Source organism: Paenibacillus sp. FSL H8-0048 (genome assembly GCF_038002825.1).
Classification (GTDB): domain Bacteria; phylum Bacillota; class Bacilli; order Paenibacillales; family Paenibacillaceae; genus Paenibacillus_AQ.
Genome location: NZ_JBBODF010000001.1, coordinates 3,489,189 through 3,512,972, shown reverse-complemented (window position 1 = coordinate 3,512,972; position 23,784 = coordinate 3,489,189). Strand labels below are relative to the sequence as shown.

23 protein-coding genes are annotated in these 23,784 nt (G+C 54.1%); 9 read left to right on the top strand and 14 right to left on the bottom strand.

Annotation, left to right across the window (positions count from 1 at the left end; all coding sequences use genetic code 11):
* Nucleotides 1-43: 43 nt before the first annotated feature.
* From NSU18_RS14865 to NSU18_RS14855, 3 genes are read right to left on the bottom strand one after another with little or no spacing between them, the layout of a single operon-like run.
* Nucleotides 44-1,234: a Ger(x)C family spore germination protein gene (locus NSU18_RS14865; RefSeq protein WP_341149389.1), complete on the bottom strand. Its 1,191-nt coding sequence runs from the start codon at nucleotides 1,232-1,234 to the stop codon at nucleotides 44-46.
* Nucleotides 1,227-2,330 (bottom strand): GerAB/ArcD/ProY family transporter, encoded by a 1,104-nt coding sequence (locus NSU18_RS14860; protein ID WP_341149388.1) that lies wholly within the window; start codon nucleotides 2,328-2,330, stop codon nucleotides 1,227-1,229. The genes NSU18_RS14865 and NSU18_RS14860 overlap by 8 nt, the downstream gene beginning before the upstream one ends.
* A 28-nt stretch (nucleotides 2,331-2,358) precedes the next feature.
* Nucleotides 2,359-4,005, bottom strand: a complete 1,647-nt coding sequence (locus tag NSU18_RS14855; protein ID WP_341151048.1) for a spore germination protein — start codon at nucleotides 4,003-4,005, stop codon at nucleotides 2,359-2,361.
* Between the two features lie 238 nt (nucleotides 4,006-4,243).
* Between NSU18_RS14855 and NSU18_RS14850 the strand changes: the two genes are divergently transcribed.
* Both NSU18_RS14850 and NSU18_RS14845 read left to right on the top strand, forming a co-directional pair.
* Complete coding sequence (locus NSU18_RS14850) at nucleotides 4,244-4,801, top strand: DUF1273 domain-containing protein (protein WP_036731292.1); 558 nt, start codon at nucleotides 4,244-4,246, stop codon at nucleotides 4,799-4,801.
* Nucleotides 4,788-5,138: a YciI family protein gene (locus NSU18_RS14845; RefSeq protein WP_341018822.1), complete on the top strand. Its 351-nt coding sequence runs from the start codon at nucleotides 4,788-4,790 to the stop codon at nucleotides 5,136-5,138. The genes NSU18_RS14850 and NSU18_RS14845 overlap by 14 nt, the downstream gene beginning before the upstream one ends.
* Nucleotides 5,139-5,178: 40 nt before the next feature.
* Here NSU18_RS14845 and NSU18_RS14840 read toward each other — a convergent pair whose 3' ends face one another.
* Nucleotides 5,179-6,636, bottom strand: a complete 1,458-nt coding sequence (locus NSU18_RS14840; protein WP_341018824.1) for an amidase family protein — start codon at nucleotides 6,634-6,636, stop codon at nucleotides 5,179-5,181.
* Nucleotides 6,637-6,849: 213 nt separating this feature from the next.
* Between NSU18_RS14840 and NSU18_RS14835 the strand changes: the two genes are divergently transcribed.
* Nucleotides 6,850-7,776, top strand: coding sequence for a DUF6612 family protein (locus NSU18_RS14835; RefSeq protein ID WP_341018826.1), 927 nt, complete (start codon nucleotides 6,850-6,852; stop codon nucleotides 7,774-7,776).
* A gap of 96 nt (nucleotides 7,777-7,872) precedes the next feature.
* Here NSU18_RS14835 and NSU18_RS14830 read toward each other — a convergent pair whose 3' ends face one another.
* From NSU18_RS14830 to NSU18_RS14815, 4 genes are all read right to left on the bottom strand, one after another.
* Nucleotides 7,873-8,610 (bottom strand): hypothetical protein, encoded by a 738-nt coding sequence (locus NSU18_RS14830; RefSeq protein WP_341018828.1) that lies wholly within the window; start codon nucleotides 8,608-8,610, stop codon nucleotides 7,873-7,875.
* 155 nt (nucleotides 8,611-8,765) lie between these two features.
* The gene (locus NSU18_RS14825; protein WP_341018830.1) at nucleotides 8,766-9,281 is read right to left on the bottom strand and encodes a hypothetical protein; all 516 of its coding nucleotides are present in this window, start codon (nucleotides 9,279-9,281) and stop codon (nucleotides 8,766-8,768) included.
* Between the two features lie 79 nt (nucleotides 9,282-9,360).
* On the bottom strand, nucleotides 9,361-10,791 hold the full coding sequence (locus tag NSU18_RS14820; RefSeq protein WP_341149387.1) for a HAMP domain-containing sensor histidine kinase: 1,431 nt from the start codon (nucleotides 10,789-10,791) through the stop codon (nucleotides 9,361-9,363).
* Complete coding sequence (locus tag NSU18_RS14815; protein ID WP_341149386.1) at nucleotides 10,779-11,459, bottom strand: response regulator transcription factor; 681 nt, start codon at nucleotides 11,457-11,459, stop codon at nucleotides 10,779-10,781. Before NSU18_RS14815 ends, NSU18_RS14820 begins: the two co-directional genes overlap by 13 nt.
* A 144-nt stretch (nucleotides 11,460-11,603) precedes the next feature.
* Here NSU18_RS14815 and NSU18_RS14810 point away from each other — a divergent pair, with 144 nt between their 5' ends.
* From NSU18_RS14810 to NSU18_RS14795, 4 genes are all read left to right on the top strand, one after another.
* Nucleotides 11,604-12,317: a YceI family protein gene (locus NSU18_RS14810; RefSeq protein WP_341149385.1), complete on the top strand. Its 714-nt coding sequence runs from the start codon at nucleotides 11,604-11,606 to the stop codon at nucleotides 12,315-12,317.
* Between the two features lie 33 nt (nucleotides 12,318-12,350).
* Nucleotides 12,351-12,710, top strand: coding sequence for a hypothetical protein (locus tag NSU18_RS14805; RefSeq protein WP_341149384.1), 360 nt, complete (start codon nucleotides 12,351-12,353; stop codon nucleotides 12,708-12,710).
* Between the two features lie 112 nt (nucleotides 12,711-12,822).
* Nucleotides 12,823-13,821: a Gfo/Idh/MocA family protein gene (locus NSU18_RS14800; protein WP_341149383.1), complete on the top strand. Its 999-nt coding sequence runs from the start codon at nucleotides 12,823-12,825 to the stop codon at nucleotides 13,819-13,821.
* A 36-nt stretch (nucleotides 13,822-13,857) separates the two neighbouring features.
* A complete protein-coding gene (locus tag NSU18_RS14795) occupies nucleotides 13,858-14,781 on the top strand; it encodes an ADP-ribosylglycohydrolase family protein (protein WP_341149382.1) in 924 nt (307 codons plus the stop codon).
* A 303-nt stretch (nucleotides 14,782-15,084) separates the two neighbouring features.
* Here NSU18_RS14795 and NSU18_RS14790 read toward each other — a convergent pair whose 3' ends face one another.
* Together NSU18_RS14790 and NSU18_RS14785 are read right to left on the bottom strand one after the other, a co-directional pair.
* Entirely contained in the window at nucleotides 15,085-16,491 is a 1,407-nt protein-coding gene (locus NSU18_RS14790; RefSeq protein ID WP_341014692.1) for a transposase, read from the bottom strand.
* A gap of 299 nt (nucleotides 16,492-16,790) precedes the next feature.
* Nucleotides 16,791-17,492 carry a class I SAM-dependent methyltransferase gene (locus tag NSU18_RS14785; RefSeq protein WP_341018843.1) on the bottom strand — a complete coding sequence of 234 codons (702 nt, stop codon included), beginning with the start codon at nucleotides 17,490-17,492 and terminating at the stop codon, nucleotides 16,791-16,793.
* A gap of 153 nt (nucleotides 17,493-17,645) precedes the next feature.
* On the opposite strand from NSU18_RS14785, the gene aroB reads away from it, so the two are divergent.
* Nucleotides 17,646-18,791: a 3-dehydroquinate synthase gene (gene aroB, locus NSU18_RS14780; RefSeq protein ID WP_341149381.1), complete on the top strand. Its 1,146-nt coding sequence runs from the start codon at nucleotides 17,646-17,648 to the stop codon at nucleotides 18,789-18,791.
* Nucleotides 18,792-18,892: 101 nt separating this feature from the next.
* Here aroB and NSU18_RS14775 read toward each other — a convergent pair whose 3' ends face one another.
* Nucleotides 18,893-19,696, bottom strand: a complete 804-nt coding sequence (locus tag NSU18_RS14775; RefSeq protein ID WP_341149380.1) for a hypothetical protein — start codon at nucleotides 19,694-19,696, stop codon at nucleotides 18,893-18,895.
* 181 nt (nucleotides 19,697-19,877) lie between these two features.
* On the opposite strand from NSU18_RS14775, the gene NSU18_RS14770 reads away from it, so the two are divergent.
* Complete coding sequence (locus NSU18_RS14770) at nucleotides 19,878-20,210, top strand: hypothetical protein (RefSeq protein WP_341149379.1); 333 nt, start codon at nucleotides 19,878-19,880, stop codon at nucleotides 20,208-20,210.
* Nucleotides 20,211-20,717: 507 nt separating this feature from the next.
* Here NSU18_RS14770 and NSU18_RS14765 read toward each other — a convergent pair.
* The 3 genes from NSU18_RS14765 to NSU18_RS14755 are packed head-to-tail and all read right to left on the bottom strand — an operon-like array spanning nucleotide 20,718 to nucleotide 23,645.
* Nucleotides 20,718-22,520 carry a hypothetical protein gene (locus NSU18_RS14765; protein ID WP_341149378.1) on the bottom strand — a complete coding sequence of 601 codons (1,803 nt, stop codon included), beginning with the start codon at nucleotides 22,518-22,520 and terminating at the stop codon, nucleotides 20,718-20,720.
* 56 nt (nucleotides 22,521-22,576) lie between these two features.
* Entirely contained in the window at nucleotides 22,577-23,500 is a 924-nt protein-coding gene (locus tag NSU18_RS14760; RefSeq protein ID WP_341149377.1) for a hypothetical protein, read from the bottom strand.
* Entirely contained in the window at nucleotides 23,493-23,645 is a 153-nt protein-coding gene (locus tag NSU18_RS14755; RefSeq protein WP_341149376.1) for a hypothetical protein, read from the bottom strand. Before NSU18_RS14755 ends, NSU18_RS14760 begins: the two co-directional genes overlap by 8 nt.
* Nucleotides 23,646-23,784: the final 139 nt, after the last annotated feature.

Here is a 23,784-nt window from a genome sequence, read left to right as displayed (position 1 = left end):
AAACACGGCTGGCCGGGACAGCTTTTTTATTACAGATTCAGTTCTATTGAGTGAAGGAGCCGAAATCCGTAATCTTCAAATCAACGGTGACATGAATAGGGGTCCGGCTGAACTCCTCATCCCAGTGATCCTCCAGCTTCCGCCATAACGCGGGCTCCTGAATACTGAGCCTGGTGGAGAATCCGGCCGCATCTGCTTTGTAATTGGACTGGAGCTTGTGAAGCAGGTTCTGCATCATCTGCTCCAGCCGCTTCTTGAACAGCTTCTCTGCTTTTTGGGGAAGATGGGTGGCAGCAGGGTATTCCTCTGCGTTCCAGGTTTCAATCAGCCTTCCTTCCGTTTTAATGTTGACGTCGAAGGACAGATGGTCGCCGTCTACTTTGGACGTAATTTTACTTTTCATGGACTTGAGTTCGTAGGTAATGGGCTCATTGCTCCAGTCGTAGGTCTTAATGACCCCGCTTTGCCCCCCGTTGCTCAGCCAGGTCAGACATTCGGTATCCTCCTGATTCAGCGCGCCCACCCAGTGCCCGGTATCTCCCTTGATGACTCCGGCTCCCGAGAATTCTACCTCACCATTCGCCGTTACCAGGTTCTGCAGCGCAAAACTTCGTTTGGAGGCCATCAGGGCATCCATTTTGGATAAAATAACGGGGTCCAGCACCTTACTGGTTCTCTTCTGGTTGCGCAGCATATCTCTGATGTGAAAGGAAGGGATTTCATTTTTTTGCTTCGAGACCATGGTGTCTGCTGCCCGGTCTTGGCTTAGGAACACCATCGTACTAGGGCGGATGTCATTATCCCGAAGGACGAAATCCAATAACTGGTTGATCTTCTGCTGCTTGAGCAGCTCACTGGAGATCACTATAACCTTGAGGTGGTGGCCGATGATCGGCCGTTCACGCAGGATCGAATACTGACGGAAGATCTCCAGCACAGAATCTCCGGTTCCGGTTACATTCATATAGGGTGCACTACTACTGCTGCTGCCTTGTTTATCTGCCCCTCCCACAGAGTTAGCCGGAACCATCTGCACAGTGGCGGTAATCTTATTCTTTTTATAATAAGTAGCGCCCTTATCCTCCAATTCCTGTTCTGTAGGTGTGAACTCTCCGATATCCAGAGCCAGGCCAGCGTATAGGGCCAGATCCTCAATCTCTTTACTGCTCCAGCAGGAGGTCAGTGTGGCAAGAATCAGCAGACTGCACAGTACCACCAGGATACGTCTATACATGCTGCTTCAACCCCTTCACCCGGATGAGCCAGACGACAGAGAGCAGGACAGGCACCAGCCAAAACAGCCCCACTCCCATCTTACCTATGGTATCCCCGAGTGCGAACAGATCGCTTAAGGACTTGGGCAGCATCGCCGAAATGAACAGCAGCGGAACCAGCGCATAAATAACCGGCTGGACCTTAAGCTTGAAGATCTGTGAGAGACCCAGCGAGGACTGAAAAAAGAAGCTGCTGAAGTTGCAGAACATCTGCATCAGCCAGATGACCATGAACGGGAATTCCAGACGCTCGAAGAAAAATCCCGGCACCTCAAAGCTGCGCAATAGATCGATAGTGGGCCAGGTGCTGGTGATGGCGGAATCAATAGAGATGCCTCCGATTACTATAATAATAGTCAGGAAATAGATGGACAGCAGGATGGTCAGGCCTCCAAGCATGGCTTTGACAGCCTTTTTGGGGTCCTCCATGAACGCAACAATCGTCATGGCTACTTCACAGCCGGTGAATACAAGCACAGTGGATTTGAGCCCTGCAAATACGGGGGACCATCCGTTACCGAGTACAGGACGCAGATGATCGATATCGAACATCCGCAGGCTGAGCACGAAGGAGATGAGCAGAATCATAATGCTGATCGGAAAAACAATGGTGAAGACACGGGCTATAGAATTGATGCCTCCGTACACGAGATAGGTGCTCAGCCAGAGAAAAGGAAGAATCACTGCCCAGATCGGAGTCCCCTCCAGCAGAAAAAACAAGGTAACCTCTGCCAGTGTACGGATCTCAAAACCGGCGATCGTGATGAAATACAGGATTAACAGCATGGACAGAAGGCCGCCGATGAACCGGCCGGTCAGCAGCCTTGAGTACTGAAAGACGGTTTTTCCCGGAAATTGCTGGCTGATCTTCACCATAAGGAGCACAGCCAGCATCACAATGGCCCCGCCGAGCAGGGTGGAGATCCAGCCATCCGGAGTTCCGACACTCTTGCTTACACTGCGCGGCAGTGTGAGCACACCCGCGCCCAGCAAGGTATTGTTCAGGAATATAGCCGTTTGTGTAGCGGTAATTTTATCATCGGTACGTATGAACATACTGCATTCCTCCTTATACCAGGTGCGGTTATGATCTTCGTTTACTCTGTTTGGTCTTCATCATTTTCGGTCTGCGCTTCATCAGTGCCATCGGAGCGCGCAGGAACAGATCCTTCCAGTCACTGAGCCGGAACGGAGAGAGTGGTGTGAGATAAGGCACTCCGAAGCTCTTGAGCTTAGTCAGATGGCAGCAGATCAGCAGGAAGAACAGAATGGTCCCGTACATTCCCAGCACCGAGGCGAACAGCATGCCTGCGAAGCGCAGCATCCGCAGGGTGATTCCGGCACTGTACATAGGAATGGAGAAGGAGGAGATGGCGGTTACGGCGACCGTAATGACCAGGAACGGACTGACGATCCCGGCCTGGACCGCTGCATCCCCGATGATCAGACCGCCGACGATGCCCATCGCCGGACCGATCGGCTTCGGTAGCCGGATGCCCGCTTCCCTAAGGATCTCGATGGCGACCTCCAGAATCAGCACCTCTATCAGAGAAGGGAAGGGCACACCCTGCCGGGTCTTAATAATCGTGATCGCCAGCTCTGTAGGAATCAGCCCCGGATGGAAGGAGATGAATGAGATGTACATCGCCGGAGCCATCAGTGCAAGGAAGGAGGCGAGAAATCTCAGCAGCCGCAGCAGAGTGCCTGGCAGCCAGCGCTCATAGTAGTCTTCCGGCGACTGCAGCAGCATGCTGAAGGTCACCGGTGCGATTAGCACAAAGGGTGTGCCATCCAGCATAATGGCTACCCGTCCTTCCAGCAGGGCACTGATGACCCTGTCCGGCCGTTCGGTGTTCTGCAGCTGCTGGAACGGACTGAGATAATTATCCTCAATGAGCTGCTCAATATAACCGGATTCGGCCAGGAAATCCATATCGAGCTTGCCGATCCGGTTCTTGATCTCGTCCAGCAGGTCAGCGTTCACGATATCCTTCATGTAGGCCACAACGATCTCCCTTTCAATAGCGGTCCCTGCCCGGAAGGATACCATCTCAAGCTGATCGCTGAGGCCCTGGCGGCGCAAAATAGAGGTATTCTCGCTAAGCACTTCCGTGAAGCCCAGTCTCGGGCCGCGGAGCAGCGCTTCGGAGACCGGCTCGTCCGCCTGGCGGCTGGGAGCACCGGGCATCTCGATCAGGAGCCCGCAGGGCAGCCCTTCGATCAGTAGGGCCGCATGGCCGAAGAGGACAGACTTATTGAAGTCCCTGACATGCTCTTCTTCCCGAAGCTCGCTGAAGGGGAGGCGAAGCCCGGCCAGTTCAAGTGAAGACTGTGGACCGGCAGGCATCTCATACATCAGGTAATGCATGACTTCCATACTGAGCAGCCGGTCGCTCTGCATCCCGTCGACATGGATGACGACTCCTTGTGCACCAGTGTTCGCATTTGTGAATGCTCTGAAATGGACATCGCTGTTGTTGCCGATGCCGGATTTAACCGCCTGCAGGTCAGCCTTAAGATCACCGGTAAACCGGGCGGAGGATTCCTCCGGAGCCAGCGGTGGCTGCTGCGGAAGGGTTCTTGCGCCGTGCCCGATCTGGCCGCGTCCGCTGCCTACCAGCTTGTAGAGCGATTTATAGAGATAGGCCAGGAGCAGCGGAACAAGCATAGCCACACCCGCCTGGGCGAAGATTGCCCAGCCGGGTATATAGGATAGAATCATACCGAACAGTGTAATCAACCCCAGCTCTCGAATTTGGGTATAACGGAGTATGAGCTTTCATCTTCATGCAGTTTTCCAAACTTTATCTAAATTTACTCGTAATTACCGAAAAAAAATTTGGCACAGCGGGTCCGGCTTATAGGCTCCCCGGGTCCGGCAGCCCTGCCGTGCGAAATAAGATATAATGCATAGAGTACAGGTTGTTCCATACATTTCGGAATGAAGCAGTCAGGAGAGAGGCGTGCACATGAAGACTTTACTGGTCACAGGCTACCGGGCCCATGAGCTCGGCATTTATGACAGCAAGCATCAGGGCATTCCTTATATCAAAAAAGCACTCGCGAACCGGATCATTCCGCTGGTGGAGGAGGGACTCGAATGGGTCATCACTCCCGGGCAATATGGCGTCGATCTGTGGGCTTGCGAGGTGGTGCTGGAGCTGAAGCAGCAATACCCCGGGCTGAAGCTGGGCATTATTACAGCCCATGCCTCACCGGAGGAGAAGTGGAAGGAAGAGAAGCAGAATGAATACCGCCGCATTGTGGCCGGAGCCGATTACTACGGAGCCGTTAGCAATGCCCCCTATGACGGGAGCTGGCAGTTCAAGGCCAGAGATGATCTGCTGCTGCGCAAAAGCGACGGGATTCTGTTGTTCTACGACGAGGATGCAGCGGAGAGCAGTGCGAAGTTCACGAAAGAGCGGGTCGTGAAGCTGCATGCCGAGGGCGATTATGAGCTGCATCTGATGCATGCCGAGGAGATTCAGAGCATTGCCGATGAAGAGAACCGGCATGACTATGATTGAAGGAGAGATGTTCATGAATGAGAAGACGGCTTATCCCGAGGATATCTGTTACGTCATTCTGCTGAGTCCCACGGAGCAGGACCGCAGGGATATGGAGATCATCCGGGCGCATGTCAAGCATCTGCAGGAGCTGGAGAGAAGCGGACAGCTGGTGCTGTGCGGACCGTTCAGTGACAGCCCCGGCGGGATGGTGATTATCCGCGCAGCTTCCCGTGAGGCAGCGGCTGCTATTGCAGAGCGGGACCCTTATGTCACCTCAGGAATCCGCAGCTACGAGCTGCGCACCTGGGGCCTGTCCCATGAAGGCAACAGGCATATGGGCATAGCCGCAGATTAGGCATTGTATCAAGAATTATAGAGCATAGAGTGAAGTTGAATCAGATGAAGCTGCGGAGTGAAGGCGGCTTGCGTACCTTATAGTTCTGCTCATAAGCATAGGCCAGTCTGACAAGCACCGGTTCTTCATAGGCTCGGGCGGAGAAGGTTACGCCGAAGGGGACTCCGGCTGAGGTATAGCCTGACGGCACAACGATGGACGGATATCCCGCTCTTGAGGTAATCCGTGCGCCGAAGTCAGCGGGGAACAGCAGAGCGTCAAGCTGATGCTCGCGCATGGTAGCATCGATTCCCAGCTCCTTGCAGAGCCTGAGATCTGTCATACGGTCACGCAGATATTGCGGCTCAGTGAAGGTGCCGGAGGTCGTATGCTCAGCATCTAGCAGGGTCGCTTGCCCGAACTTCAGCGTCTGGACCGGATGGGCATGATTGAAATCAATAATATCCCTTAGGGTGCGCACCGGTGCACCCGGACCCAGGCGGGCCAGGTAGGCGTTCAGCGAGGTTTTGAATTCATTCAGCACTACGGATGAATAGCTGATCTCCCGTGCTGTTGTAATCTCGGCCGGATCAATGATGGTCGCTCCAAGCTCCCGCATTCTCTCTACAGAGGCATTGAATAGCGCAAGCTGCTCCTCCGTCAGCTCCTCGAAGTAATAATCGCGCGGAATTCCGATTCTTGCTCCCCGCAGACCGTCTGCATCCAGGAAAACCGTATAATCCTCATGAACCTTACCTCTGTTCGTACCCATGGCCGCATCGCCGGCATCCTGGCCGAGCAGGGCATTCAGCAGAAGGACGGCATCCCGGACCGTTCGTGCCATAGGCCCGGCAGTATCCTGCGTGCTGGAGAGCGGCAGAATACCCGAGCGGCTGATTAGCCCCACCGTGGGCTTAATACCGATAATAGATCCGAGATTGCCGGGATTGAGGATGGAACCCGAGGTTTCCGTTCCAACGGAGACAGTGCAGAAGTTACAGGCCACCGCTACCGCAGATCCGGCGCTGGAGCCGCCTGTCGGTGTGGAGATGTTGTAGGGATTCAGCACCTGCCCGCCCCGGGAGCTGTAACCGGAGGGCATGCCATTCGTCATGAAGTTAGCGAATTCTGTCATATTGGCCTTGCCCATAATGATAGCTCCCGCTTCGCGCAGCCTGCTGACGATGAAGGCATCCTCTCCTGCAAAAGAGTCCGCCAACGCGAGTGAGCCTGCGCTGGTATGCATGTTATCCCCGGTATTAATGTTATCCTTCAATAGCACGGGGATGCCGTGCAGCGGTCCGCGCGGCCCCTGCTCCAGACGCTCAGCATCCAGGGATTCAGCGATGAACAGCGCATCCGGATTAATTTCCAGCACGGAATTGACGGTCAGGCCGCTTTTGTCATGATCGGCAATGCGCTCCAGATACATCAGGACTAATTGTCTGGAAGTGGTCTCTCCGGAATCCAGAGCAGCCCCAATCTCCGCTATGGTAGCCTCTACAATTTCAAAACTCATGCGGGTCCACGCTTCTTTCCCTTTTGGATTTTAGTAGTATTCTCCATCATATAAGCATAGTTTTGGCTGTCTTCATAGTGTTGTTTTACGGGCGGGACGACCATGACTTTGGATGTAACTTTTAAACGGCTGATTAAAAGGGGGGCTCCTGTGGTTAAATACATCACAAGATTTAACAATACTACTTGCTGAAATCATTAGGAGGAATTGAACTTGAAGAAATGGACTACGATTTTTATGGGTGTTATGCTGACTGTTGCCTTGGCCGGCTGCGGCAATAATGAGGAACTCAAGCCCTCGGAGGGGGCTGCAACGGCTGCGCCTGCAGGAAACGCGGCTCCGGAGGCTTCCGCTTCAGCAGCGCCTGCTGAACAGACATCAAAAGGTGTTCCAACGGTTGATGAATTGGTTCAGAAATCGGTTGCTGCATCTGGTGATCTGAAGAGCTATGCAGTTGACATGCAGGTGAAGCAGAAGATTAATGTAAAGACGGCACAAGGGGACAATGCGCAAGATACTGATATGACCACGAAATCTACGTTCATTAAGGAGCCGCTGATGATGCATCAGGAGGTGCAGATGAAAACGGCTCAGGGTGACCAGAAGATTGAGCAATATGTGACTAAGGACGGCTTCTATTCCCAGATGAACGGGCAATGGATGAAGCTGCCTGCTACGATGGGTGAACAAGTCCTTACTGCTATGCAGCAGTCCGCTAACCCTGAAAAGCAATTGGCACAATTCAAGGCACTCACCGATAAGACCAAAATTACCGAGGAAGGCGATAGTTATCTGCTCTCTGCTGAGGTATCCGGGGATGACGTCAAGGAACTGGCGAAGACCTATATGAACCAGACTGGAAGCTCTGACCAGCAGATGGCTGCCATGATGGAGCAGATGAATATCAAGAGCATGAATATCGCCTATGCGGTGGATAAGAAGACCTACTTCCCAACCCGTACAGATGTAACCATGGTCATGGATATGACCAGCAATGACCAGACGATATCGATTGATATGGATATGAAGGGAACCATCAGCGATCACAACAAGGTTGATGAGATCAAGGTTCCGCAGGAAGCGCTGGATGCGAAGGAAGTTGAAATGCCAGCGGCTCCGGCAGCTCCTACAACTCCGTAACAAGCGTACCGGGCTGAATAGAAGTGCAACATATGGAAACGGCGCTGCTGTCCTGATTAGGACGGCAGCGCCGTTTTTGACGTTTGAGGGGTAATTTTAGAATTTGAACGAGTTACTGAGCATTCCTAAGGCTGCACCGGCAATGACGGAGGTGATCAGCTTGTAGAAAATATATCCGGTCACAATGTTGGCGATGGCAATCGGGTATAGGGTGTCAATGCCCCGGCTGCCGCCGCTGTTCAGCGGATGTTGGAACAAAGCCGTATTCATGCTGATGAAGACGAACAGGAAGGACAATGCCACCAGTGTGGTTGAGAAGGAGTACAGGCTGACAAATAGTGTGAGAATCGCCAGCACCAGCAGCGCCACGGCCGGAACAAGCAGCGTCCCCATCCGGGTAATCAGCAATTTAAAATCGAAGCTGACCTTCTCCAGCCGGAGAACGGCATAAGTGGCTCCGCAAGCAATGGCAAGACCTGCCGCCGTCATTAGCAGCGGCTTCAGGAAGCCGGGGCCGAAGATGGCCGAGACATCCCATTTGATGAACAGGGTGAGGAAATATAAGGCCGTCAGCAAGGCCATAAGCCCCATAGTGATCAGGCTGTTCATGAAGTGAGCTACAGGAATTTCCCTCATTGTACTGTAAGGGCGGGTAAGGGCCCTCAGGTAAAAGCTCCAATACTGCTTGCCTACCGCCTGTGCCTGCTGTACACGTTCATCCTTGAGCAGGTTGTTGAACTGCTCAGTTACCTTGCGCTGGGGCTGCGGTTGCCCAGGTTGGTTGTTTGGCCCCTCAGGATTCGTGAAGGGTGTTCCGCCTTCCGGATTGTTCATGGTGATTCCTCCTTGTGAAATTTATGGAAAATGCCAATGGCTATAGTATAAGGGGCCTCAGCGGGAAATTCTACAAATTTGCCGGAATATGCAGCAATTCATGCAAAAAAGCCCGTAAATCGTCGATATACGTCGATTTACGGGCCGGGGCCATTCTATTCCAGTGGTTCGTCCGCCACCCGGACAAAGCCCTCTTCTGCGAGATATTCCTCCGCTTCACCCGTCGTCTCGAAGGCCATCTCAAGCTGGAGACCGGCGTAGAGATACCACAGATCCTCTTCGAATCTCAGGTTCAGCGTATGGCCATCCTCATTCTTCCACAGCGACTGCGCTTCTGCTCCGCCTGTCTGCGCTTTTTTCTTTCTTTTGGAAGGGGCCGGAGCCTCGGGAATGTACATCAAGAGAGAGGTGATGGACGCATCCAGCAGCTCGCGCAGCGCAGCCTCCGAATAATCGCGGATGTTGACCAGTCCCTTATCATCCGTCTCATAGCCCCGCAGCAGCCCGGCATAGACGAAGCCGTTCCCGTTCGGGTGAATATGCGAAGCCACAGTCTTCTTGTCATGGCGGCTCTGCTCCAGGTGGTAATTCACCCGTCCCAGCGAGACCTTCCGCGCCTCCAGCTGGGGATAGGAATCAAGAATAGCTATTTTCTGTTCAAAAGTAAGCATATACGCCTCCGGTTTCCACTTGTAGTCAGTTGATTATAACACGCAGTGTGGCGCGGGACTACAGGCGTGCTTCCCGGGCTCATGACTCTGCCAGCGGGAGCCGCAGCACGAAGGTACAGCCCTGCGGCGGGTGGCTGCCCAGCTCCAGGCTGCCGCCCATGGCCTCGGCCAGCAGTCTGCTGAAGGTCAGGCCCAGCCCGAGTCCGCGGAGCAGGCTCTGCTTGCCGGAGCTGCGGTAGAAGGCTTCGAAGATCCGTTCCCGGCTGTCCGGATGGATGCCCGGCCCGTTATCCGTAACGGTGATTTCGGCCTGCCCCTGCGGCGTAGACGTAAGTTCAAGCTTCAATTGAAGCTTGCGGTCCGTCGTCTTCGCCTGCAGGCTGTTGCCCAGCAGATTCACAATAATCTGCTGGATGCGAAGCGGGTCTCCCCGCAGCACAAGCGGGGTCTCCGGCAGCAGCAGGATGGGCTTATTGACCTCCTCGCTCTGGGTCAGCATCCATTGATAGAGGATTTCCTCCAGCAGCGGAGCCGCTTCAAGGTTATCATGACGGACGGCAACCATGCCTGCGGTCAGCGCATTATAGTCCAGCAGATCAGCGACCATATGCTGCAGCCGTTCGGTCTCAAGCAGAGCGATATCGAGGAATTCATTGGCCTCCTCGCCTTCGACAACGCCCTCGCGTACTGCATGAAGCAGTCCTTTGATTGAGGTGACCGGGGTCTTCAGCTCATGGGACACGCCGGCCAGCATGATGGCCCGTGACTGCTCGAACTGCTGCAGCTTACCCGCCATCTCCTGGAAGGAGACGAGGAGCTCGTGAATCTCTCGCTCTCTGGCCCCGGTCTCAAGCACGATATTATACTGGCCGCTGCTGATCTGCGCAGCGGCGGCAGCCACCCGCTGAACCGGTTTGGCCAGCTTGATTGATAACAGATAGATCGTCAGCCAGCTTAAGATAATCAGGAAGACGATAATGACCGAGAAGAAGGTGATCTCCTCCGTCGGAATGTGACGCAGGGAGCGCTTGGACTGCATAACCAGCACTTGCCCCAGCGTGCCCTCGTCCCCCTTGATCTGTGCGGCAGCCGCCTTGTATTCAGGCGTCCGCGAATCGGTCAGGCTATCATTGAGCTTGTACCGCATCTCCTCGTCCGTCATCGGAGGCTGGGAGTATAACAATTCGCCTTCAGGTCCGGTGATGATTACGCACATCTCCTCAGTTACCTTGAAGAAGCGTTTGCGGTCCTCTACCAGCCTATTCAGATTCGGAGTAATTGCTAATTGACCGTCTGTATCCACGCTCCGGTCAGCGATCTCCTGCGCCAGCAGGCCGGTCGTCTGCATCCGGTTGCTCATCGCCTCCTGCTGCATCCACCATAAGGTGAACAGCGCTGTCAGCAGCAGCCCGATGCTGATGATCAGCAGATACCTCAGAGTCCAGTAAGTGAGAATGGAGGTGGTCTTCTTCTTGTTGCGTTTCTTCTTACTCTTATTTATGTTGTCCATAATTGATATCCTGTTCCTCTCAGTGTACGGATCTCGCCCTCATGTTCCGGCCAGTGCGAGAGTGCCTGACGGAGCCGCTTGATGGAGAGATCCACGGCCCGGTCGCTTCCCTCGTAATCCATCTCCCATACATGCTCCAGGAGTTGGTCACGGGTGCAGATCTGATTCGGACGCTCGGCCAGGAACAGCAGCACAGACATGTCGCGCGGGCTGAGGCTGACCTCTGCCCCGTTCAGGAAGATGCTGCGGGCCGAGAAGTCGATGAACAGACTGCCGAAATGGCGCTTGCGGCTGCCGTCCGACCACTGCGAGGGACGGCGCAGCACCGCCTTGACCCGTGCGACTACTTCTTCGGGAATGAAGGGCTTGGACATATAGTCATCGGCTCCGCCGTCCAGTCCCGCGAGCCTGTCATTGATGCCGTCGCGGGCGGTGAGCATGATGACCGGACAGCTGCTCCGCTCACGGATGAGCTGCAGCAGCTCGAAGCCGTCCATCTCCGGCAGCATGATATCGAGCAGGACCAGTGAGGGCGGTGTTTCCTCGAAGGTGTCCAGGGCACTCCGGCCGTCTGCTGCCCGGGTGACGTGGAAGCCTGCTTTTCGCAGATAGGCACTAAGCACCCGCGCGATGGCTTCTTCATCCTCAACGATCAGAATAGATTGCATAAGCTTCAGTCCCTTAATTAAAATTACGACAATTCTATCATATTCCCGGCTTGCCCGCTTTGACTTATTCCCGACATATTGCTCTGGTAGAATGAGATTCAGCTGGAACAAGCGAGAGACAGAAAATGGAATGGAGGAGATCGTATGAAGAAGAGAGCAGTCGCTATAACCGCAGCCATCGTAATTATTGCAGGAGCCATCACCGCTTTCATCTTAGTGAACAACAGCCTTGGCAATAAGGTGGAGATTGAATCGGTGATACCTGAGCAGGCCCAGGACAGCGGAGCCCAGAAGGAAGGAACAGCCAACGCGGCTGCGGCCGCTGCTGCGGTAACGCCGGAGCAGTTGAACGGAACCTGGAACATTACAGAGCCGTCCAAGGTCTACTGGTCTGTGACCACATCCAAAGAAACCGTGAACTTCGTAGACCCCTCCGTTAAGGGAACCTGGAAGGTGAATCTGGAGGATGCCTCCGCGATGACCGGCGAAGGGTCGGTAGACATGAACGCGCTTGATTCGGGAACCGCCCAGCGGGACGAGCATGTTAAGGGATCGGACTTCTTGTCCGTGGCAGAATTCCCGGAAGCCACCTTCACGGTGAAGTCCTTCTCGGAGCTGCCGAAGGAATGGACAGAGGGTACAGCGGTGCCGGTACAACTTAAGGGGATGCTGACCGTGAAGGGCATTGAGAAGGAAGTCACGTTCGACTCACAGGCCGCATACAGCGGCGGAGAGCTTAAGCTGTCGGGTACGACTACCGTAACCTTCGAGGATTTCGGCCTCAGCAATCCGCACTCCATCGTGCTCAGCACCGAGAACAACCTTGAGGTGCGCCTGGAGCTTGTGCTTAAGAAATAATATAGGGTTTGGAGATTCCCCTTCCCGTTTGCCGTGGATTCGCGGCTGGCGGGGAGGGTTTTTGAGGTAGGTTGGGCTGTTGCGGCGGCGGGGGCTGTGGAGGATGTATGTGGAAAAGCGAACACATTAGGCCGGTGCGGGGCGTATGGCCAAAATGTAATCGAAAAACCGATTAGATTAGGCCGGTGCGGGGCGTATGGCCAAAATGTAATCGAAAAACCGATTAGATTAGGCTGGCGCGGGGTATATAGCCAAAATGTAATCGAAAAACCGATTAGATTAGGCCGGTGCGGGGTGTATGGCCGAAATGTAATCGAAAAACCGATTACATCGAGCTGGCGCGGGGAGGATGGCTATTCGGAGGAGCGTCTGCGTTATTGGTTCGGGCTGTAATTACCGGCCTGTATGAAGCTTGAGGGTCCCGGCGGGAGGCCAACATGTACACAACAGGGAGATTTTGATAGAATCAGAGGGACCTGAGCTTCATTAAGAGGAGGATTTGACTATGGCAGAAGATAACGCTTACAAGGTAAAATGGGGCATTCTCAGCACTGGCTGGATCGCCCATCAGTTCGCTACGGATCTGGCCCATGCCGGCAACGGTGTAGCTTATGCGGTCGGCTCGCGCTCGCAGGAGAGCGCGGATAAATTCGCAGCCGATCACGGCATTCCTGTGGCATACGCCACCTACGAAGAGCTTGTGAACGATCCTGATGTGGACGCCATTTATATCGGCACACCGCATCCGTTCCACCGGGAGAACGCGCTACTGGCCCTGCGTGCAGGTAAAGCCGTGCTGTGCGAGAAGCCTTTTACCGTGAACAGTGGTGAGCTGGAGGAAGTAGTCGCCTATGCCCGCGAGCATAAGCTGTTCCTGATGGAAGCGATGTGGAGTCGTTATATCCCGGCGCAGGTGAAGGTGCGGGAGTGGCTCGCAGCCGGAAGAATTGGTGAAGTGCGGCTGGTGAAGGCGGACCTGGGCTTCCGCGCCGACTGGAACCCGGAAGGACGTCTGCTGAATCCGGCCCTTGGCGGCGGAGCGCTGCTGGATGTCGGCATCTATCCGGTGTCCTTCACCTCGATGGTCCTCGGCCCCCATCCTGAGAAGGTCAGCAGTACTGTCCATATTGGAGAGACTGGCGTGGACGAGCATTTCTCGCTGCTGCTGTCCTACGGGGATGGCGTGTCTGCTTCACTCAACGCCGGCATCCGCCTGAATCTGGATGATGAAGCTTATATCTATGGAACGGAAGGCCGTATCGTGGTCAATGGCACCCTGGTTAATCCAAAATCAGCCGAGCTCTACGTAAACGGCGAATTGGTGGAGAAGTTTGAAGATGAACGCACCTCGGTCGGATACTGCTTCGAGGCGGAAGAGGTAGGCCGTTGTCTTCAGGCCGGACTGACCGAGAGCCCGGTGATGCCGCTGGATGAATCCATAGCCCTGATGAAGCTGCTGGATGAAGTCCGGGCGCAGTGGGAACTGAAGTACCCCGGCGAATAAAGGCAAGCGGGAAGCTGCCGGGAAGGGAGAGAGCAAATGACATTAACGATGGACCGTTATCAGGGCTGCCTGCAAGGGCTGGCCGCCGGGGATGCGCTGGGCACAACTGTAGAGTTCCAGGCACCCGGAACCTTCAAGCCAATGACGGATATGGTCGGCGGCGGGGTATTTGGTCTGCAGCCTGGACAGTGGACAGACGATACCTCGATGGCGCTCTGTCTGGCGGAGAGCCTGCTGATGGTGCAGACCTTCGATCCGGCGGACCAGATGCAGCGTTATGTGAAGTGGTACCGCGAGGGAGCGCTGAGCAGTACAGGCCGGTGCTTCGACATCGGCAACGCGACGCGTGAGGCGCTGCACCGGTATGAAGCGAGCGGGGAGGCTTACAGCGGATCAGCGGACCCGTTCTCTGCCGGCAACGGGTCGATTATGCGGCTGGCTCCGGTGGTGATGTACTACGCAGAGCAGCCTACCGAGGCAATCCACTATGCAGCAATGAGTTCAAGAACCACACACGGGGCCGCCGAGTGTCTTGCTGCCTGCCGCCTGCTTGCGGCATATATTCTCGCCGGGCTGCACGGCTGGAGCAAGCAGGAGATGCTGGTTTCGGAGGCCTTCCGCGAATGGCTGGATGAAGATACGCTGACGCCGCATATGCTGAACATCAGGCAAGGCTTCTACAAGCTGAAGGAGCCGCCGCAGATTCAAGGCTCGGGCTATGTCGTGGAGTCGCTGGAAGCGGCGTTATGGGCATTTCATAAGTCGGACAGCTTCGCAGAGGGCGCCCTGCTCGCCGTCAATCTCGGCAATGACGCCGACACCACCGGTGCCATCTACGGCCAGATCGCCGGAGCGTACTATGGCCTCAGCGGCATTCCGGCCGAATGGAGCCGTAAGCTGGCAATGCGTGAGCTGATCAGCGGCTATGCGGGGCGGCTGTTTACGGAGCGGATGCAGTAGCAGTAAGCGGGATTGATAAGGTGCATGTAGGAGGCGGGATGCATTTCGGTGCGCCCCGCCTTTTTGTGATGCGCAAATATGAGGTTAAGTTCGAAGCAAGTCGCTGATTGTATTTCCTGCAATAGAAAACTCATATTTGACTGTAAAATGAGGTTCTAATGTATTTCGTACAGTGGAATGTGGCATTTTGGGCGAAAAGAGGCCTATATTCTAAATTCAATTGTACCGAAGAGACAATTTCATAATTCAGTTTACTGAAAAGCAAGATTGGTCCAAAATCTAAGGTCATATTTTTTAAAAAAATCAGGCCACTTGCTGGGAGTCTCTCAACTGCTGATTCAATTTGTCTAATGCAAACTTACTCAAATTGTACGCGAGCGTACTGAGCTGGAAATCGACACTTGCCCGGACACCCCGGTGACGTGTGCGTTTCATCCCGAAATACTCTTTGAGATAGGCAAACACACGCTCCACGGCCGTCCGCTTGTTGTACAGGGTGGTAAAACTTTCGCTACCTCTGGCGGGATAAGTGTGCAACCGCAAATCCGTTTGCATGCGAATTTTAAACACTTTTTGGCAATCGGAACCGGAAAGCTCACAGCCTTTGCATTCGCTAGGCCGGGTGTACTTCAGGGTCTCATACTTGGCATCAAAACTGTCGTAACGGTACGTATGTCCTTGAGCGCACACCGGCGTGTAATCCAGATTCATTCCTGCAGGCGGGTCTTTATGGTGAATCAGGGAAATCGCAGGATAGGCGCCGAGCGTATGAATCAACTGGTAGATTGCCGCGCAGTCGTAGCCTTTGTCGCCCAAGATATGCTTGACCTTTAGCATCGGAAACTTTAGGAGCAGGCCTTTGAGAAGGACGACCGCCATACGCTGGTCATTCGGATTGGCCGAACTAAAGAGCCCACTGAGGATATACTGGCTGTCCGTGTCGACCAGCAGATTCGCCTTGAACCCGTAATAGCTGGTCATTCGGCCCTTCGTATTTTTCTTGTCACAACGCGCAGCATGCCGGGGCAACTCGGTCAGCAGTTCATCGTACGTGTACGGCAACATCGCTTCAATGGTTTTCTGGAACGGTCCGAGACTTTGTTCATAGGCTTCCATTTCCTCGCGCCGACGTTCCTTTTCGGCCTGGGATGGACGACCTGGCTTGCTGTACCTGGGTTTCTTCAGCGGCGCGTTCACCGCCTTCGGCTCAGGCTCTTGATGTTCGAGCTGAAGTTGTTCGGCCCCCGGAGCTTCGCCTTTCTTTTGCTCCCGGCGAGCCGCACGACGCTTGGAGGCTGATTCGCTAAATTGGCAATCCCATGCCTCAACCATCGAGGAATCCACAGCCAGATGGGTGCCGCTCACAAAACCTTCTTCTAGGGCAGAGGTGACTAGGCGATCCTGAAGTTGTTCCAGCATTCCCGTTTGCGCTAGGGCATGAATCAAACGAGAATAGGAGGCCTGACTGGGAATATTGTCCGAGCCCGTAAACCGGCACTGGACTCGAAATTCGTGGCTATGATTCAATCGCCGGACCAAGGCAGAGACAAACTCGATGTTCTCCATTTTGGCAATCAGCAGCGAGTAGATCATGGCAGGTACGTTTAGTTTTTCAGGCCGTCCACGGTGGCTCTTTTTCCGCAGTGCGAACAGAACTGGAGCTAAATGTAAGTGTTCAAAGATTTGGCTATATTTATCTTCCGGAGCCATCTGGAGCAATTCCTCAAAGGAAAACAGTTCTTCTTGTCGAATAGAATAGATAGGGATTACCTCTTTTCTTCTCGGGTGTTGGTTTCGTCACCTATAACTTCGAGAATTTGGGGAGGTACTCCTTTTTCTATGCTCAAAAAAACCAGGTATAGCAAGGGTTTTGAATTATGAAATTGTCTCCCGAATACAATAGATTCTATTTCGAAGACCCTTTTACAGCATTCTAATGTACAAAATACAGTTGCTTCCATTCAAGCGTCTACATCATACGTATGATTGCTGCGGGAGTAAGGAGCTAGTTATCTTTTGCGGAACAAGGCTGTCCACAGAAAAGCTTCACCGAACAGGTTCTCACTCTGCTCCGTCTGGCGCATCCTCCGGAACCGGATATTCTCGTAACGGCCGAAGAATGTCTGGAGCTGTTCCTCCGTGAACCCCAATCCTCCTCTCATCCGCCGCTGACGGTACACCTCCCAATCGGTAATCTCTGCACCCATGGAGCCTGCTGCGAAGCAGGTTAAGCCGAAATGACCGCCGGGCATAAGCGCCCTGTCCAGCAGTTCCAGATAGGTGGCTCTGCGGTGGGGATAGATGTGATGGAAGCATCCGCTGTCATAGATGAGGTCATAGCTCCCGGGCGCCAGTTCCAGGTCAAAGATATTCCCGCAAGTGAAATTCACCTCTACCTGGTGTGCCCCCGCACGCTCCATTCCCCAATCGACCGCTGCCTGTGAAATATCCACAGCGTCCACCTTACAGCCCTGACGGGCCATGTACACTGCATTTCTGCCGCCTCCGCAGCCTAGCTCAAGCACCCGGGCCGAGGTGAGCACTCCGCTGCTGAAGGATTCCACCAGATTCTCATCGGGACAATCCCGGAAAAAAGGAATGTCCTTCTCCTTGTCCGCATAGAACCCATCCCACCATTCCCCCTCCTCCCGGAAAAAAGAGTCCAGCATCCTCAGTGTGTCCTCATGGCTATAAATCGTTTCGTTCGACATGCTCTCACAGTCTCCCTTCCTATCATTATGCGGTACACCCGATGTAACCCTGAGACAATCCAGACAGTAACCCTCCTAAATTATGTTATAATATTCCGGAAATATGTTCTGTGCGGTTGGTTGCAGAGTTAATAGAAGAAAGGGGCTGAGCCCATGTCTAAGAGCTTTGAAGTAACACTCCAAAAAGTAGTCGATCACTCTTACTCTATTGAAATCGGTGAGCATCTGTTTAGTTCCCTAATCAGCGATTTGCATCAGGGTCTTGTAAGTGGAGCCAGTAAATATGCTATCATTACAGACTCCACGGTGGAGCCGTTATATGGCCGTCCTTTACTGGAGCTGCTGCGGCGTGAGGGATTTCAGGCGGACTTATTCTCTTTTCCGGCAGGGGAGAGCTCGAAGACCCGGGAGACGAAGGCGCTGCTGGAGGACCAATTGCTAAGCCATGCTTATGGAAGGGATTGCTGCATCATTGCGGTAGGCGGCGGGGCGGTGACGGATCTGGCGGGCTTTGTGGCAGGGACTTTCGGCCGGGGCGTGCCCAGTCTGAATTATGCTACCACCCTGCTGGCAGCAGCGGATGCTTCCGTTGGCGGCAAAACAGGCGTAAATACTCCTGTTGCCACCAATCTGATCGGTGTATTCCACCAGCCCCGTAAAGTATACATAGATTTGGCAGCTTGGCGCACACTACCTGCCCGTGAATTCAGAAGCGGTCTGGCCGAGACCATCAAGCACGCCTGTATGAGCGATGAGCAGTTCTTCAGCTATCTCGAAGCGAATATGGACAGAATCATTACGGAAGAAGGGGAGCTAATTCTGGATGCCGGAGTGTGTGAGCATATCGCGCTGACGAATTGCCGGATCAAATATGAAGTGGTGGAGCAGGATGAGCACGAACGTAATCTGCGGCAGATTCTGAATCTGGGGCATACCGCAGGACGGGCGCTTGAGGCGCTAAGCGGTTATCGATTGCTTCACGGCGAAGCCATTGCTGTGGGGCTTGTCATCCAGGCGAGACTGGGGGCGAAGTACGGATATATGACGGAGGAAGAGGCTGATCGTATAGCGGCTCTGCTGAAGAAGGCAGGTCTGCCAACAGAGATTCCTGAGGGCATTACCAACCGGGCGCTTCTGGATAAGATGTACACGGACAAAAAAGTGCGCAGCGGCCGCATCCGCTTTGTCTTCCAGGACGGCATCGGGGCGATGAAGCGTTTTGAGGACGGTTCGTTTTCCGTTCCGGTAGAGGAGTCAGAGGTGATGGAACTGCTGGAAGAGTTACGCGCAATCCATTAATCACTCTTGATTTTGTTCACACATAGAATCGTCCACAATGAACACGGGCCGACCCGATTTTCACTCTGCGAAAGTTGAGTTGGCCCATTCCATTCTCGTTGCTATAAATAAGCTCCAAAATAATACTCTACCTTCTCTTTCGCATAACGGTCTATGCCAAGCCATGAATCTACGGATACGAAGTCCGTTCCTCTGCCGCGTTCAGGTCCAAGCCGTTCTTCAGAAGCTAATATACCTGCAAAACCCCATATCTCCATCATAACATCCCGTTCATACTGGTTGGAGGATAATACATCCTTCCAGCGCTTCTCTAATTTACGTGCGGAATCCGTCTCAGCGCAGGCATCCACCTCTGCCAGTAAATTTTTGAGGATCTGAACATCCTCAGAGGTCACCTCTACCGGTTCCTCCTTCGCTAGCAGTTCGAGATCCATCCAGCAATAGAGGAGCCAATTTAAGCGGACACCCCCCCATTTTACCCGTTCAAAATTCAAAATATTAATATCCTCATTATTCCATTCCTCATAAGTCATTAATTTATGCTCGTTACAATAGAAGCAATGGCTGTAGCTGGCACGCTCCAGAAGCTTGTCACTATATTGATGCCGGGGAAGATGGCTGGTTAATGCATAGCTGGATAACCCGCTTCTCAGATGTACTTCTCTTGTGGATAGGCTATGCAAAAAGGCAGCAGCTACCTTGTCCTTCGTAACCTCATGCTCCAGCAAATAACGGATTCTCGACACACACTCATCATGTGTCATCGTTACAGGATCGAACATGACCCCTTTGCTTTTAGCATATTCAGACTCTTCTCCGGCAAAAGGCAGTCTTGTCCCGGCAGGCTTCCAGCCCTGCGCAGACCAAAACGTTTTGTTTAATATTTTTTTCGCTTTAGCGTCCATGATTTCCCTCCCATTCATCTAATTATGTTATATAGTATCATCGTGACCATTAATCTTTCAATATTTGGAACATGCTTCCTTTGGCTGCCCCTCTTAACAATGTAGAGTTTCAGGTGAACTGAATCCCGCCTTCTCCATTCTGGGTAATATAGAGAATGAGAGCTTAGGAGGAGGGACGATCATGGGGAACCCGCTGAAGGAATTCAAGAACAGCATCGATGGCCTGAAGCAGTCACTGGATGGAGTGAAGCAGTCGGTGGACGGGCTGAAGGCCCCGGTCGAGGAGTTCAAAGCGAATATGCAGGAGACGCTGGATGAAGCGAAGCAGAGATCGGACGGGGTAAAGTCAGAGCTTGGGCGGATGAAGCAGTCGGTCAAGGAGACCCAGACGGTACTCGGCGAGGTGAAGGAGACGCTGAGCGCATCGGCGGAGGTGCTGTACAAGAGGAAGCGATATCTAAGACTGTTCAGCCGCAAAAGAAAGCCGCAAACCGCCAAGGCCCGCCGTTTATAATCTATCCCTCACTTGTACGGGGACATATTCCACGCGCCAAAAGAAAACGCAAGAGTCAGGGCGGTATCCGTACCGTGTGACTCTTGCGTTTTTGGTTTTCCATTTTGATGTGCCGTTTTGATGTACAGGTCCATGCGGACTGGAGGGCCTTTATTTGGGCTATTTGCTCTATTCCGGCTACCTACCCGGACTCAGAGGCCCTTAACTAACGTGTATCGCCTCATTTTCAGCATCATTGCGCCCTTTAACGGCCTCACAGTCCGCAGCGGGCAGAAAAGTTGCCTTTTTGACCAAATAGCGTCCCCATCGTCCGCGGAGCATCCAGCCGGGCCGCCAACATACTACAATCACACTACCGCACCGCAACATCATTCCACATATCGCACATCGCACATCATCCCACACCGCTCTCCCACACCAATCCTGATGCCACTCAGGAACGGTGCAGCACCCGGCGATGACAACGCGGCCGTTCCTCAGCAACCTGTAATCTCCGTATTCCGCATATCAAGGCGGCGTCAGGCTTAAGCTCCCCATCGAATCGACCACAAACACAGGCACAGACTCCTCGCCAAGCTCCGTCTCCACCGTGCCGTATCCATTCTCGAACTGGCCGCTCACTGCGGTGAGTCCGGTAAGTTGGCTTACCTCGCCCTGAAGCAGCAGATAGCGGCCGTTCGAACGGGCGACTGCTCTTCCGGCAGAGTCGATAGAGATATCGCAGGACAGCATCACTTTCTCATAAGGGAACAGCTCAAGCTGTGTAGCATCAATAGGGGTGTAAGTGAACTCCTGATAGAGTTCCGAGAATTCATATACCCCGTTTACCTGCCGGAAAATAGCGGTCCTATCGGCGACACCATCAGCCAGATTCGTGTTCATTACGCGGATGGAGCCATCCTCCGCTATTAGCTCATAGCTGCTGCCTGTGAAGCTGAACAGCAGGGAGATTCCTTCCGGCCGGATGGCATAGCCTGTGAAGGTGCTGCGTCCGTCAGTCTCACCGCTGTTAGCTACAACTACGGGAGCTTCGGAGTAAGCGGATAATGCTTCGTCAAAAGAAAGAGCGCTCAGCAGCCCCGAACCCGGGATCACCTCCCCGGTCCGGGTGGAGACCGTGCCGTCCCCGCTCATCTCGGCGTAGACCAGCCTGCCGCCGGCGTCTACTCCGGCTACGGCCACCTTGGTCCCATAGCGCCCGGTGACAGAGGCCGTCAGCGTGTAGCTGCCCTGTACTTCGCCGCCCGGCAGCAGCCTTACCGGCTCGGCCAGGTTCCAGGCTAGCGTTGCGGCAGCGGTCTCCTTGGAGGTATCCTGTACCGGGGCCAGCTCCGCATAGAGCCTGATGGCATCGGCATACCGGCCGCCGCGCACATGGCGCGTGCCCTCGCGGAGCAGCCGGGCGATGCTGCTGTCGATCAGCTTCAGCACCTTGGAGCTGGTGATGCCGGCAGATGCTGCATAGCTGCGGTAGCGGGCGGCATGTCCGGCGAACGCCGCGGTGTGGTCACCATCCAGATCCTTATTCAGGATGAGCGAAGCGCTCTCCTGAACCTGCTTGTTAAGCCAGGGCGCAGTATAACTATGATTCATATAAGCTTCTTCCATAGAGAGGGCGCTCTCCAGCATAGGTCCGAAGCTTCCGGCTGCGGCCAGAGCCTTGAGCCTCGCGGTATCATGGGCCTTAAAGCTCGCCGCGAGCAGCTTATCCTTGGCGGCGGCTCCCCCGTAATAGTCTGCCGGAATTTGCAGCAGGCTCCATTTAAGATTGTCCGTACTGTTGCTATCCGTCCCCGAATCTGACCCCTTAGACGAACCAGCGGCGAGTCCGGCCAGATACTCATCCTTGAACTGCCGGAACCCGGCGGTCATCTTGTCTGAGACGCCTGAATCCGCCGAGAGCTGGCGATAATAGGCTTCATAGGGACCGCCCGGCGTCATATACTTGCTCTTCAGGCTGAGCAGGGAGGCATAGCTCTCCATCATCCCTGCGAAATCCTTCACCGTCAGCTGGTCCGCAAGCGTTAAGGATAGTCTGCTTAGACTGCTGCGGATGCCCGTGATGGGAGCCAGCTCTGCAAGTCTTGCCGTAATTTCTTCTTCTTTATATAGGATCGCATGGTTGGCCGCTGCTTGGCGGTACCGGCTCTCGGCAGCGATCAGCTTCCCGGCAGCGTACAGTTCTCCGGCTTCCTTTACATCCTGAAGCTTATGCTTAATCCCCAGCGCCTTCTGCCCCAGAGGGAGCAGCATCAAAATACACAGAATAATCATAATATTCCGCAGGGTTATAGCCCGTATAATCGTCATATAATATAGCCCCTTTATTGATAGATAAGGTTTAGAGCGGCAGTCAGCTTCTAACCTTACACTTCAGGGTCCCAGCGGTACTTAAGCTCACGGATCTCCTCCACCTTGGCATCCAGGCCGTTCCACGGCTCATAAGGGTTCGCGGCAATCAGTCTGGATAAGCGCAGAAACCGGTCCTTGGGCAGCTCCTGCACATAGCGGCCGATCATGCCGGAGTAGAGCAGTGCGTACCGCTTCATGCGGACTGCAGCACTGGCAACGGCGGTCATAATAATCAGGCCCTCATCCATTTCGAGAATCTGCACCTCGTAATTCTTGACATAGCGCAGGGTGCGGTCTTTGATCAGCTCGGGCCGGACCCTGGCGATCTCGCCGATATATTCAGCCAGCAGCGGCTCGAAGTCCTTCAATAGCAGCTGCTCCAGCTCCAGCGTCATGTCCTTGCGCAGCTGGAAGCCGTGCAGCAGGGCGACGCGCTGGCGGGAGATCCGGTCTCCGCGCAGCAGCACGGAGATCTCGCGCAGCTTCTCATAAGCGAGCACATCATTCTCGCGCAGTACCGTCACGGCTTCCTGGCGGTTCAGCTCCAGATCTTCCTTGATGCTATAGATATTACGGCCAAGCAGTTTGTTCAGCGCATACAGATTTTCGTTCTGCCGTACTTTTCGCTGCGTATAGTAGACCAGTCCGGCTAATACGAGACCGCCTGCGCCGCATAGTACCATCTGCTGCAGATTCTGTCCGAAATAGATTCCGGCCAGGGTCAGCAGGAGAATAACGAGCAGCCGGGTCTGTACCCTGCGCCCGGCTAAGGAAGCTGCATACTTCTCTACCGGAGCCAGAGAGGCACGGCCGCAGCGGGTGCAGCGTTCCTCGCCCAGCGCGGTATAACGATGGCAGCGGCGGCAGATGCGCAGCTTCTCGAAGGCGTAACGGGGAGCCTTGAAGGGACGGAAGATCACCGGTTTCTTTTTACTCACGGGCCGAATCTCCTCCGTTCAATGCAGCCAGCAGACGCTCGTCGATATCCTCACGGGTGAGCGGCTTCCGCTGGCGGGAAGCATATAGAATGATCTGAATCACAGCATAGAGAAACGTTATCCCGAGTATGGCGTATGTAATCATGGAACTCTTCCTTTCTGCTCTGGTTACGGTCTTTTAATCAAATATTCAGGAATACGGCGTATACTTAGAATAGTCTATCCGGCTCAGGATGGCGATTGTCACTAGCGGAAGTGCCGGTCCAGCGGTCACTATGTTGAAG